Annotated in this window: 10 protein-coding genes; 7 read left to right on the top strand and 3 right to left on the bottom strand. The window is 57.6% G+C overall.

Going from position 1 to position 12,159, the window contains the following annotated elements; genetic code table 11:
- Positions 1-5 precede the first annotated feature (5 nt).
- The 4 genes from JTJ32_RS03095 to JTJ32_RS03110 all read left to right on the top strand — a co-directional run bounded on the left by JTJ32_RS03095 (position 6) and on the right by JTJ32_RS03110 (position 5,723).
- Entirely contained in the window at positions 6-1,607 is a 1,602-nt protein-coding gene (locus JTJ32_RS03095) for a 5-oxoprolinase subunit B/C family protein (protein ID WP_210040786.1), read from the top strand.
- Positions 1,604-3,340 carry an ATP-binding protein gene (locus tag JTJ32_RS03100; protein WP_210040788.1) on the top strand — a complete coding sequence of 579 codons (1,737 nt, stop codon included), beginning with the start codon at positions 1,604-1,606 and terminating at the stop codon, positions 3,338-3,340. Before JTJ32_RS03095 ends, JTJ32_RS03100 begins: the two co-directional genes overlap by 4 nt.
- A 150-nt stretch (positions 3,341-3,490) precedes the next feature.
- Positions 3,491-4,732: an OprD family porin gene (locus JTJ32_RS03105; RefSeq protein WP_210040790.1), complete on the top strand. Its 1,242-nt coding sequence runs from the start codon at positions 3,491-3,493 to the stop codon at positions 4,730-4,732.
- A 295-nt stretch (positions 4,733-5,027) separates the two neighbouring features.
- The gene (locus JTJ32_RS03110) at positions 5,028-5,723 is read left to right on the top strand and encodes a tRNA (adenine(22)-N(1))-methyltransferase (RefSeq protein ID WP_210040792.1); all 696 of its coding nucleotides are present in this window, start codon (positions 5,028-5,030) and stop codon (positions 5,721-5,723) included.
- Here JTJ32_RS03110 and JTJ32_RS03115 read toward each other — a convergent pair.
- Positions 5,720-6,562, bottom strand: coding sequence for an EamA family transporter (locus JTJ32_RS03115; RefSeq protein WP_210040794.1), 843 nt, complete (start codon positions 6,560-6,562; stop codon positions 5,720-5,722). The genes JTJ32_RS03110 and JTJ32_RS03115 overlap by 4 nt on opposite strands.
- 147 nt (positions 6,563-6,709) lie before the next feature.
- Here JTJ32_RS03115 and gcvA point away from each other — a divergent pair, with 147 nt between their 5' ends.
- The 3 genes from gcvA to JTJ32_RS03130 all read left to right on the top strand — a co-directional run bounded on the left by gcvA (position 6,710) and on the right by JTJ32_RS03130 (position 10,389).
- Positions 6,710-7,585 (top strand): transcriptional regulator GcvA, encoded by an 876-nt coding sequence (gcvA, locus tag JTJ32_RS03120; protein ID WP_236059153.1) that lies wholly within the window; start codon positions 6,710-6,712, stop codon positions 7,583-7,585.
- Positions 7,586-7,810: 225 nt separating this feature from the next.
- Complete coding sequence (locus JTJ32_RS03125; protein WP_210040799.1) at positions 7,811-9,514, top strand: AAA family ATPase; 1,704 nt, start codon at positions 7,811-7,813, stop codon at positions 9,512-9,514.
- Positions 9,511-10,389 (top strand): HNH endonuclease, encoded by an 879-nt coding sequence (locus JTJ32_RS03130; RefSeq protein ID WP_210040801.1) that lies wholly within the window; start codon positions 9,511-9,513, stop codon positions 10,387-10,389. The genes JTJ32_RS03125 and JTJ32_RS03130 overlap by 4 nt, the downstream gene beginning before the upstream one ends.
- A 110-nt stretch (positions 10,390-10,499) precedes the next feature.
- On the opposite strand, the gene JTJ32_RS03135 is transcribed toward JTJ32_RS03130, so the two are convergent.
- Together JTJ32_RS03135 and JTJ32_RS03140 are read right to left on the bottom strand one after the other, a co-directional pair.
- Complete coding sequence (locus JTJ32_RS03135; RefSeq protein WP_210040803.1) at positions 10,500-11,204, bottom strand: helix-turn-helix transcriptional regulator; 705 nt, start codon at positions 11,202-11,204, stop codon at positions 10,500-10,502.
- 2 nt (positions 11,205-11,206) lie between these two features.
- On the bottom strand, positions 11,207-12,139 hold the full coding sequence (locus JTJ32_RS03140; protein ID WP_210040805.1) for an NAD(P)-dependent alcohol dehydrogenase: 933 nt from the start codon (positions 12,137-12,139) through the stop codon (positions 11,207-11,209).
- Positions 12,140-12,159 lie beyond the last annotated feature (20 nt).

The following is a 12,159-nucleotide window of genomic DNA, read 5'->3' on the forward strand; positions in this document are numbered from 1 at the left end:
GGATCATGCGTTTCTACCCGGTCAGCCAGGACGCGCTCCTGGTTGAATTGGCGAACCTGGACGAGACCCTTGCCCTGTTCGACTCTTTGCAGCAACAGCCCATCCATGGCGTGGAGGAACTCGTTCCCGCCGCCCGGACAGTGCTGGTGCATTTTCGTCCCGGCGCGGTCAGCCGCGAAGCACTTGCTGCGCAGATCGCCACGCGTGACGTGCATGGCAAGGCTCGCGCAGCGGGCAAGCTGATCGAAATCCCGGTGCATTACAACGGCGAGGACCTGGATGACGTCGCCCGCGAACTGGGCATCAGTCCTGAAGAAGTGATCCGGCGCCATACCGGCAGCGATTACAACGTGGCGTTTTGTGGCTTTGCGCCGGGCTTTGCGTACCTGAGTGGCGGCCCGGAATTTGTGGTGCCGCGCCGCAGTACGCCGCGCACCCGTATTCCTGCCGGTGCCGTGGCGCTGGCGGGCGGTTTCAGCGGCGTCTATCCGCAGGCCAGTCCCGGCGGCTGGCAGATCATCGGCATCACCGACGCCCGGATGTGGGATCTGGAGCGCGACGAACCTGCATTGCTGCAACCGGGCTATCGGGTGCGCTTTGTAGACGTTGGTCCTGTCACCGAAACCGTTTCTGTAGCCACACCGGTACGTCGTCAGGCGTCTCACGCCACTGAAAACTATCTGGAAGTGCTGTCGCCGGGTTTGCAGACCCTGTTTCAGGACCTCGGACGTCCCGGTCGTGCAGGGCAGGGAGTTTCAGCTTCCGGTGCCATGGACCGGGGTGCGTTGCGCGCCGCCAACCGCGCGGTGGGCAACGACCCGGCGAGCGCCTGCCTTGAGGTGCTGATGGGCGGCCTGACATTCACCTGTCACGGCCAGACCGTGGCGGCCGTCACTGGCGCAACCGCTGCTGTGGAAGTCCTCACTGCCGAAGGCCTGCGGCTGCGCCCGGCGCTTTACACGCCGTTCGCCCTGCAGGAGGGCGATCAAGTGAGTATCGACTCGCCCTCTGCCGGTCTGCGCAACTATGTGGCGATTCGCGGCGGCTTCACGCAGGAACCGGTGCTGGGCAGCCTGTCCAGCGACACATTGGCTCAGGTCGGACCTGCGCCGCTGACATCCGGCGATCGTCTTGGCTTTCATCACAAGCCGGGCGGCGCGTCGGTGTCCCTCAGCGAAGAACAACCGTTCGACATGCCTCGTTCCGATCAGGTGATTGTGCTGGATGTGGTCATGGGGCCGCGCAGTGACTGGTTCACCGCAGACGCTCAGGCTGTTTTGGCCGGACAGACCTGGCAAGTCACGCCGCAATCGAACCGCATCGGCGTGCGGTTGGCGGGTGATCAGGCACTGGAGCGTTCGGTTCACGGCGAGCTGCCCAGCGAGGGTACTGCCGTTGGCGCTATCCAGGTGCCGCCCAGTGGCCAGCCGGTGCTGTTTCTGGCGGACCACCCGTTGACCGGTGGCTATCCGGTGATTGCCGTGGTGGCGCCGCATCACTTGGATCTGGCCGGTCAGATTCCGATCAACTCCCGCATTCGCTTCAATCCGCTGGGCGCGTTCCAGCCCGTGTGCCCAGCTCTTTCAGACGAGACCAATAACCAATGAAAAAGGTTCTGATTGCCAACCGTGGCGAAATTGCCATCCGTATCGCCCGCGCCTGCCGCGACTATGGCGTGGCTTCGGTGGCGGTGTATGCCGACGCCGACATCGATGCGCTGCACGTACGCCAGGCCGACGAGGCTTATGGGCTGAATGGCGAGCGGCCTGCCGACACTTACCTGAACATCGAAAAGCTGCTTGCGGTGGCGGCTCGTGCCGGTGCCGACGCTGTTCATCCAGGCTATGGTTTTCTGTCCGAACGTGCCGATTTCGCCCGCGCCGTGATCGATGCAGGCCTGACCTGGATCGGCCCGGACCCGAGCACCATCGATGCGCTGGGCGATAAGGTCCAGGCCAGACGCATCGCCCAGAAAGTCGGTGCGCCCTTGGTGGCCGGTACTGAAGGCCCGGTCAACGACGCCCGCGAAGTGGTCGCCTTTGCCGAACAGTTCGGCCTGCCGATTGCGATCAAGGCTGCGTTCGGCGGCGGCGGTCGCGGTCTGAAAGTGGCGTGGAAACTGGATGAAGTCAGCGAACTGTATGAGTCGGCCGTGCGTGAAGCGGTGGTGGCGTTCGGGCGCGGTGAATGCTTCGTCGAGCGCTTTCTGGACAAGCCGCGCCATATCGAAGCGCAGATCATCGCAGACCGCCACGGTCGTGTTGTGGTGGCCGGCACCCGCGACTGTTCGTTGCAGCGCCGTAACCAGAAGCTGATTGAAGAAGCGCCTGCGCCTTATCTGGATGACGCGCTGCGTCAGCGCATTCATGACTCGGCCCGCGACATCTGCGCCGAGGCGGGCTATGTCGGTGCGGGCACGGTGGAGTTTCTGCTCAGCGCCGACGGCACGCTGTCCTTCCTTGAGGTCAACACCCGCTTGCAGGTCGAGCACCCGGTTACCGAAGAAACCAGCGGCATTGACCTTGTGATCGAGCAACTGCGCGTGGCTGACGGTCTGCCGTTGTCGTTTGAGGGCACACCGGTTCCGCGTGGCCACAGCTTTGAATTTCGTATCAACGCCGAGGATGCGGGTAACGGCTTTCTGCCGACGCCTGGCTCCATCGACGTATTTCAACCGCCGTCCGGTCCGGGCGTTCGTCTGGAAACCGGCGTCGAGCAGGGCTCTCGTGTGTCGCCTAATTTCGATTCGATGATCGCCAAACTGATCGTCACGGGTGCCACCCGCGAGCAGGCGATCCGTCGTGCCCGCCGTGCGCTGGCCGAGTTTCGTGTCGAGGGCGTGGCAACCGTGTTGCCGTTCCATCGCGCGGTCATGGACCATGACGACTTCACTGCCGCCGACACATTCGACGTGCACACCCGCTGGATCGAGACAGACTTTGCCGAGCAGATCACCCTGGCCCCGCGCAGCGTCGAGTCGGCTGATCCAGGCGTCTTGCGTACCTTCGTCGAGATCGACGGCAAGCGCCATGAACTGGGTCTGCCGGCAGCGCTGCTGCGTGGCGTCAGCGTGGGGGCAAATGAGGCGGTGGTCGCACCTGGATCGGCCGAAGCGGTAGATCCACAGGCTGTCCTGACGCCGGTCGCAGGCAATCTGCACAGTTGGGTGGCCAAGGACGGTGAGTCGGTGGAGGCCGGTCAGGTCATCGCAGTGGTGGAAGCGATGAAAATGGAAACATCGGTTCTGGCGCCCTGTGCCGGTCAACTGCAGATTACCGAACAGCCCGGAAGTTATCTGAACGCAAAGTTCCAGATCGGGCGCATCAACACCGATAGCTGATCAGCAACACCTTCTTTCGGTACTAACACAGTCGGGTCAATGACCCGGCTGTTGCGTCCTGCCGCCAGAAATTCGTTTCACGCACCACCGCACGGCTTATAAAAATAAAACCAACCGATTCAATCTGCCCTTATCCGGAGCATGACGGGAATGTCGATCAATAAGGCTTTTTGCTTAATCAGTACTTGTGCACTGACGTACCCATTGTTGGCCTCGGCGGATTTCATTGCCGATAGCAAGGCCAGCATGGAGTTGCGCAACTTCTATTTCAATCGGGACTTTCGTAACGGACCGCCGACCGCTCAGCGGGACTCGGCGAAGGAATGGGCGCAAGGGGCGCTGTTCAGGGTCGAGTCCGGTTACACCGCCGGTACGGTGGGGTTCGGTCTCGATGCGCTTGGCATGCTGGGCCTGAAGCTGGACGGTGGGGACGGATCAGGCGGCACGGGGCTGCTTCCTGCTGACCTCAGCTCCAGAAACGGCCGTGGCTCGCAGGACGAATACTCGAAACTTGAGTTGACGGCGAAGGCGAAAGTTTCCGAGACGATACTCAGGGTCGGCTCTCTGGCGTTTCGCAGTCCGGTGGTGTCGAGCAATGACACGCGCCTGTTACCCGCCACTTTCGAAGGTGCAATGCTGACGTCGAAAGATATCAGCAATCTCAGCCTGCAGGGTGGCAAGCTGGAACAGATCAAGTTCAACAGCTCCTCTAACTATCAGGACTTCACCGGCAACCGCATTGGCGGTACCAGTGATGACTTTACTTTTGGCGGTGGCACTTACAGTTTTAGCAAGACGCTGAGCACCAGTCTGTATTACGGCAATCTGGAGAATGTTTATCGGCAGTACTACGGTGGCGTTGTTTACGAGATTCCGCTTGCGGATCGTCAGTCACTGAAGTTTGACCTGCGTTATTCGAAAAGTACCGAGGACGGTAACTTTCGTCACCTCGACAACCGCGCTGCCAACGGGCAGGTGTCCTACACGCTGGGCAGCAGCGTGTTCATGGCCGCGTATCAGCGCATGAGCGGCGACGATCCGTTTCCTTATATTGCCAACTCCGATCCGTATCTGGTGAACTTCGTTCAGATCAACGACTTCGCCAACACGCAGGAAAAGTCCTGGCAGTTGCGCTACGACTACAACTTTGTCGCACTGGGCATTCCCGGACTGACGTTCATGTCCCGCTATGTCAGCGGCGATAACGCTCTGGTTGCAGGCAGTAATACGGGCAAGGAGTGGGAACGCAACACTGATCTGGCATACGTCATCCAGAGTGGCTCGTTGAAGAATGTGGGCCTCAGGCTCAGGAACGCCACGGTCCGTTCCAACTTCGGCAACGATCTGGATGAAACGCGTTTGATCGTGAGTTACACACTGCCGTTGTGGTGACGGATTGTCGGAAAGATAACGTCCTGTAAAAACACCAGGCTGTGGAAGGCGGCTTGATCGTTCGAAGCACCGGGAGCCGGGGCATCGCGCGCTGGGCCACAGCCAGACTGACCTCAACTACGCGGCTTACGAATACGCACAAGCCTGGCGCACTGCTTTCAAGCACCCGGCGGTTCTTTGTGCTGCAAGAGGAATGCATATGAAAGCCGTGCAGTTGAAATCCACGTCATACCCCGACAGAATCGCGCCCCGATCCGGCCCGTGCGTGCGGACGTTTTGATGAAAGGGGTTGTCGTTGAACGAACAGACATTGTCCGTGCGCCTGGAGCGCGTGGCAGCGCACGTGCCCGCCGATGCGCGGCTGGCCGATATCGGTTCGGATCACGGCTATCTGCCGGTGGCACTGATGCGTCGTGGCGTGGTTGCTGCTGCGGTTGCGGGCGAAGTCGCTGTCACGCCGTTTTACTCGGCCCAGCGCGTTGTGCGTGAAAACGGGTTTGAACAACGGATCACTGTGCGCCTGGCCAATGGTCTTGCAGCCATCGAGCCGGACGACGGCATTACCGCGATCAGCCTGTGCGGCATGGGCGGCGAGACCATTCGCGACATCCTCGACGCTGGCAAAGCACGTTTGAGCGGCACTGAGTTGCTCATCATGCAGCCCAACGGTGGCGAGCAACCGTTGCGCCAATGGCTGATGGACAACGGTTACCGCATCGTCTGTGAAGAAGTGCTGCGTGAGAACCGCTTCGACTATGAAATCATCATCGCCGAGCGCACCGGCCCGGTGACCTACACCGCAGAAGAGCTGTACTTCGGCCCGTTACAACTGCAGACACGCAGCCCGGCATTCCTGGCCAAGTGGCAGCGTTTGCTGCAGCAGCGGCAGAAAACCCTGACCAGTTTCGCCCGTGCAAAACAGGGCGTGCCTGAAGAGAAGTTGCAGGAGATCGAGCGGCAGATTCGCTGGATCACTGAGCTGTTGGCTTAGAGCCCAAGACAAATGGCCCCGGCCGCCACCAGTCCGCAAACAGCCCAGCGCTTCGTACTCATCTCTTCGCCCAGAAACATCTTCCCGATCAGCGCCGCGAACACCACGCTGGTCTCGCGCAAGGCCGACACGCCGCCCATGGCGCCTGACTGCATGGCCCAGATGACAATGCCGTAGGCGGCGATGGACACCAGCCCGCCGAGTGCCGAGGAGCTGACGGCAGACGGGTGCTTTTTCAAGGACGCGGCCAGTTCGTTGATCCCGCGGCTCGCCACAAACAACAACGGCATCGCCCAGAACGACATGAACATCCAGGCGGTGTAGGCCAGCGCCTGACCCTCCGATTGCCGCACGCCGATGCCGTCGATCACGGTGTAGAGCGCGATCAGCACGCCTGTGGCAAGTGCCGCAAGCACGCCGGAGCGGGAGACATGCCGGTCAAGGAAGGCGAGCGTAAGAATGCCGCCCGATATCATGACAATCCCCAGAACATGCACAACGCTTAGCGTTTCGTTGGCGAACAGTGCGGCCCCGAGGGTGACGAGCAGGGGCGAGGAACCCCGGGCGATCGGGTAGGCCACTGCCAGATCACTGTTGCGATACGAGCGCACCAGACTGATGTTGTAGACGATGTGCACCAGCCCGGAGGCGATCAGATAGGGCCAGGCTCCGGCCGCTGGCAAGGGCAGTATCACGACCGCGACGGTCGACACGGACGCGATCATGATGCCCATCCAGGCCATGGACAGATGGCGGTCGCGGTTGCCGTGCAGCATCGCGTTCCAGCCTGCATGAAGCACGGCAGCGAGTAGAACCAGACCGCCTGCGTAACTGAGCATGGTGTTTTCCGAGTCGGCAGTGCGAAGGAGGCGCCAGAAGCAAAGGCAGTGTTTATCTGCTCGGCAAAATATCTATCTTGGTACCGCCTGACAAACCAGATAAATTGGCTGCTCACGTTAGCGTAGCTATTGCGAATGAAACGAGAATTGCCCCCGCTCAATGCATTGCGCGCTTTCGAGGCGGCTGGCCGTCTGGGCAGTTTCAAGGAGGCCGCAGCCGAACTGCATGTCACGTCCGGAGCGATCAGTCAGAGTGTTCGTCTGCTCGAGGACTGGCTGGGTTCTGCATTGTTCGAACGACACAATCGTCGGGTGATTCTGACCACAGCTGCCAGAGCCTATCTTGCTGAGATCGGGCCGCTGCTGGAGCGGATCGCACTGGTGACAGCGAGGTTCGGCTTGCCTGATCCGGCCCCTCGTACGTTGCTGGTGAACGCGCTTGCGACCTTCACGTTGCGCTGGCTGGTGCCGCGACTTGATGCGTTTCGCGCCAGTCATCCGGGCATCGATGTGCAGGTGCACACCTCGAACAAGTCCGTGGAAAGTCTGAAGGAGCCTTACGATCTCATCATTCGGGGTGGGCCGGACACACTTTATGGCTATCGGACCCGGGTATTCCTGCGTGAAGACAGAATTCCTGTGTGTAGCCCGGCGCTTCTGAAGCGACTGCCGTTGAATACCCCCGAGGACCTGAGACGCCACACGCTGTTACATACCTCGAGCCTGCCAAGGCTGTGGCCGGACTGGCTGGCGAGTGCCAGTATCCCTGCGTTGAAGCCAGCCGCAGGTGTGGTGTTCGACCATTTCTATCTGACCTTGCAGGCTGCCATCGATGGGTTGGGCATCGCGATGGGGCCCGCCGCGCTGGTTGCCAGCGACCTGCAGGCCGGGCGGCTGGTGATGCCTTTTACCGGGCCGCGCCTTAAGTCGCGCAGCTACTGCGCCTACGTGCCCGACGAAAAACTGGCCGATGAAACGGTGCAGCTGTTCTGTTCATGGCTTGAGGGGCAGGGTGATGGCTGAGGGTTTCCGCTATCGGGCAGGGAAACTATAGCCTTACAGTGATGTTGGACGTCGTAATGGGCTGAGGATCCCAGTTCGACTGATCATTGTCGGATGACATGGATACGACGCGTTTGCTCCGCCCCAGCAAAGTTGCCGACTTGATTGGAGTTTTTTAGAGAACCTGATGTATCCTCTACTTGAGACAGTGAGTCCACTGCTGACAAGTATACGGAGATACGGGGAATGTCAGGGTTTGATTTTTTTTATTCGACAGATTTTGATTTTGATTCGATCGACGGTATCCATCTACTACAAGACCATGTCGGTACTTCCTATCCCCAACCGTGGGATGATTATAACTACACAGTGACGTTTCAGGTTCATCGCGTGGTGGCGGGTGTGCGTGAGCCGTTGGGCCGAACCAAAATCTTGGTGAAAGATTACAAGAATACATCCGATTATTTCTTGTTATCCACAGATCAAGTCGGCCGCAGTCGCCGAATCACAGATCTTCTGAATCCACAGAACGTCGTCTCGTTAGCGTCGGATATAGACTACTATCGTCGAGTGGGGCTGCGGCTTAAAACAGAGGCGGTGGAGTACCTGCGCAAAATATGTGACGGAAGCTACAACTACGATAGTTATAAGAACTATTCTGCATGGGGTGGTTTTGATTCGTCACTTTTTCGAAGCAGTATGGCCAAGGCTATTCTGAAAAAAGGACACCAGATAGCGCTGGGTAGCTACGAGGCGCAAGACAGTTTTTCGTTTTCTCTCGGCGGGCTGACAGACTGTTTTGATGTATTGAATTTTAACTTTGATAACGGAAGAACGTTAGGTCCGACAAATATAAATCTTCTGGTTGGACGTAACGGCGTTGGCAAAAGCCATATATTGCGGCATTTAGTGGATACCCTGACAGGCGTTAGACAGCATACAGAAAGCTGGCCTTTTTTTCACAAGGTTGTCGTGGCTGCCTATTCGCCTTTTGAGTCTTTCAAAACAGAGAGCGAACTCTCCATCGCGCTGGGAGCTGAAGCCTCGCCGCCACGTGAGACCTCCCCGGAAAATGAGCTGGCGTCCAAAGATGAGCAAGAGCGTCGTCGCCGTCTTGTTAACGAGTATGTCTATTTAGGGTTCAGGGACCCCAAGGGTACGTTTTCACTTGAGTGGCCCAAGGAAAGCAGCGCTCGAGCGGTGCACCGGATTCTTCAATACGATATGGAAAATCAGTGGTCCGCCGTTGGTCGTTTCAATTTGCTGTTCCAGACGTTAAAGAGATCAATAGAATTTGACGCCATTGAGCTTAACGCTTCGGGTGGAGAGTCGATTGTACTTAAAGAAAAAGATGATGCGTTGAGAAATGAGCTGGCGGGCAGAGGAGATTTGGATTATGCACGAGGCATTCGTTTTCTCAACGACGGTGAGGTGGTGTCGCTTAGTTCGGGACAAACCATTTATTCTTATCTGTTGCCCAGCCTGGTGGCAGAGGTCGATGGAGAGAGCCTATTAATACTTGATGAGCCGGAGCTTTACCTTCATCCCGCAATGGAAGTGGGCCTGCTTGATATGCTTAAGCAGCTGCTTATAGCGACCAAGTCAAATGCTATTATCGCTACGCATTCATCCATTTTGGCAAGGGAGGTTGAACAATCCGGCATTTCCATACTGCGTAAGGTCAACGGGCGCACAGAGGTATCCAGGCCCAGTGTTGAGACATTTGGTCAAACGGTCGAAGTCATTATGGGGTTGGCATTCGATGATTACGAAATACGCAAGCCCTATGAGGATGCACTCGATATTGCGGTGAAAACGTTTAGCAGTCCCGAAGCTGCGTTGGAAAAACTAGGGCCGGATGTGGGGGATGAAGCACTGGCTTACTTGACAGCAAAAGTTGAAGACGATGAGGATGGGGCGGACATTGAAATTGAGCGGAGAGCGGAATGAAATACCTCTCTTCACTGCGAGTCAGAACAGATTGTGCTTGGCTGGATCAAGCAATTTTTTCAGAAAAAGACAATGCAAAGTTATTGTATTATCTGAAATTTACCCTGCGTGAGCATTATCGGAAGTTTGACGCTGTCATTGATGATTATAAAACGGCGCCGACGCCTTCCCGGATAGATCTAACCGCTCAGGTCCTGAAGGAGTTTTATTTAAATCCGCCTGCAGCACTTCGTGGAAGCTTTAAGTTGCGTCGCGCTGATCACCAGCTTGACGAGTGCCCTTATTGTGGGTATCCGTCCCCTCCCGAGACGTTGGACCACTTCATACCTAAAGAGAAGTGGCCTGAATTCGCGATATTCTCAAACAACCTGGTTCCCCAATGCCGTGATTGTGCGCCTATTAAAGGGCACCGCTATTATTGCAGTAATAAGCGGCAGGCTCTGTTTCTTCATCCCATGTACAGTGCAGCACTGTCGGCGGTTCGCTTTGATGTTGATATAACAATTGAGCATGAAAAGCCATTGTTTAAGCCTCGCTTCAGCATTGAAAAGTCTACCAGTGAAGAGGATGCCAATCGAATAAAATTGCACTTGAGTTCTTTGAAAGTGCCGAAGCGGATTGTGGCGTATTGCGAACACCAGTATAAGCGATGGGGGCGACTGGTTCGCGAAAAGGGTTGTAATATTAAAAAGTCTTTTGAAACCCGCCTAGAGGAGTATGGAGGTCATGCTGACGCCAGTAACTGGGCGGCGGCTTTTTATTTAGGGGTGCTGAGCAGTCCTGAAGTGATAGAGAGTCTTCAAGGCGATTTTCATCAGAAACCGTCATCTTTTCCTGAATGTACACTGCCGCTTATGCTTGATGAAGATGGATGATCTTGGTTTACGTGAGGCCTGAATTTTTATAGAGCTGTAGCCCCAGCGTGCTATGACTTTCTGGCAATCAGAGGAATGCAGGAGCAGGAGCGATTATGCTGACGCCCGCGTCAGCAGCTCTCGCCCCGGACGTTGCACGGCAGTACCTCCAGCGCACGCCACTCCTTGATCATCTGGCGGCGGTTGCGTGTGTAGCGTTCGGTCAGGACGTGCGCTTCTGTAATATCGTCCATGTTGATAATCCGGTACTTGCCGTCGCCTTCGCACCATGCCGCCAGATGACGTCTGGATTCGATAAAACCGAGCATGATCGGCCAGATGGTCTGCGGATCCCTGGGCGTATGTTCGATCGAAAGCGTGATGCTCAGCTTGCACTGATCACGCAGCGCACGGCGTATTTCGCTCAGGTCGATGCTGGATGACACACTGAAAGGTGTGCTGATGTAGAACGTCTCGTCGTCCAGCGTCGGCCGCATTTCCACTGGCAGAACGGCACTGATCTTGGCCAGAGCGTTTTTCACGGCGAAGGCGAATTTGTCGTCGGTCTGGCGGCTGACCCACTGCGCACCCATCATCAGCGCCTGAATTTCCTCCTCCGTGAACGACAGCGGAGGCAGCAGAAAACCGGGTTTGAGGATGTACCCCAGGCCCGGTTCGCCATCGATGTCGGCCCCCATGCCTTGCAGCGTTGCGACGTCGCGGCGGATGGTGCGCAGCGAGACGCCCAGTTCCTGCGCAAGAGACGCGCCTGAGACGGTTCTGCGATGTCGGCGAAGCGCTTGCATCAATTCAAACAAACGATGACTTCTGGCCATGCCTACTCCATCGCGATGACACCTTTGCCACCGAGTTTGCGTCGTTGTTCAATGTCGGTGATCAGGTTGATCGCGCTGCTCAAGGGAACCACTTCACCCACCGGAATCCTGAATCTGCCCAGGCTGGCGGCTTCGGCCAGCTTATCCAGAATCTCCACGCGTGGCGAACCTATGATGGGCTTCAGCCTGCGGTCGAAGAGGGCACGTATGAATTTGCCGGGGCCGGGGTTCAGGTCAAGGAATACGCCGCCGGATCGCAACATCGACAGGCCTTGCGATACGCTCAGTGTGGAAGCGGTGTCCAGCACCCCATCAAAACGGGTGCTGATGGCTGAAACAGGCGTCGTCCGATAATCGTAAACCGCATCCACACCCAGTGCCTTGGCCTTCTGGATATCCTTGGCGCTGCAACTGCCCGAGACCGTGGCACCGAAATAACGCGCGATCTGCACAGCCGCTTCGCCGACGCCTCCCGAGCAGCCATTGATGAACACATGCTGGCCGGCCTGCAGCTTTGCCTTGTCGACCAGTCCGTTCCAGGCCGTGATACCCGGCGTACCAATGCAGGCGGCATCCTCGAACGAGAGCGAGTCGGGCTTTTTGGCCAGAAAGGCTTCCCTGGTCACGACGGCCTGAGCAAACGCGCCGCTTTCCTTGAAGCGCGCCAGCCCCAGCACTGCATCGCCCACCTTGAGCCTGGTGACATTCGCGCCGACTGCGATGACGGTGCCTGAGAAGTCCATGCCCATGGCGCGCGGGAACGCTTTGCCCGTCACGATCTTCATCGCCCCATTGCGCAGTTTCCAGTCGATCGGGTTGATGGCGGCGTACTTGACCTGCACCGCCACTTCGTCCTTTCCGGGGCTGGGCAGCTCGAAGTCTTCGAGCCGCATTAACTCCGGACCGCCGTACTTGCTGTATTGAATGCGTTTCATGAGATGTCTTCCCCGGTGAA

This window comes from Pseudomonas alliivorans (assembly GCF_017826695.1).
GTDB lineage: Bacteria > Pseudomonadota > Gammaproteobacteria > Pseudomonadales > Pseudomonadaceae > Aquipseudomonas > Aquipseudomonas alliivorans.

Coding starts and splice junctions, on each gene's coding strand:
- JTJ32_RS03095 (WP_210040786.1), top strand. CDS start 6: ATGCGTTTCTACCCGGTCAGCCAGGACGCGCTCCTGGTTGAATTGGCG.
- JTJ32_RS03100 (WP_210040788.1), top strand. CDS start 1,604: ATGAAAAAGGTTCTGATTGCCAACCGTGGCGAAATTGCCATCCGTATC.
- JTJ32_RS03105 (WP_210040790.1), top strand. CDS start 3,491: ATGTCGATCAATAAGGCTTTTTGCTTAATCAGTACTTGTGCACTGACG.
- JTJ32_RS03115 (WP_210040794.1), bottom strand. CDS start 6,562: ATGCTCAGTTACGCAGGCGGTCTGGTTCTACTCGCTGCCGTGCTTCAT.
- JTJ32_RS03125 (WP_210040799.1), top strand. CDS start 7,811: ATGTCAGGGTTTGATTTTTTTTATTCGACAGATTTTGATTTTGATTCG.
- JTJ32_RS03130 (WP_210040801.1), top strand. CDS start 9,511: ATGAAATACCTCTCTTCACTGCGAGTCAGAACAGATTGTGCTTGGCTG.
- JTJ32_RS03135 (WP_210040803.1), bottom strand. CDS start 11,204: ATGGCCAGAAGTCATCGTTTGTTTGAATTGATGCAAGCGCTTCGCCGA.
- JTJ32_RS03140 (WP_210040805.1), bottom strand. CDS start 12,139: ATGAAACGCATTCAATACAGCAAGTACGGCGGTCCGGAGTTAATGCGG.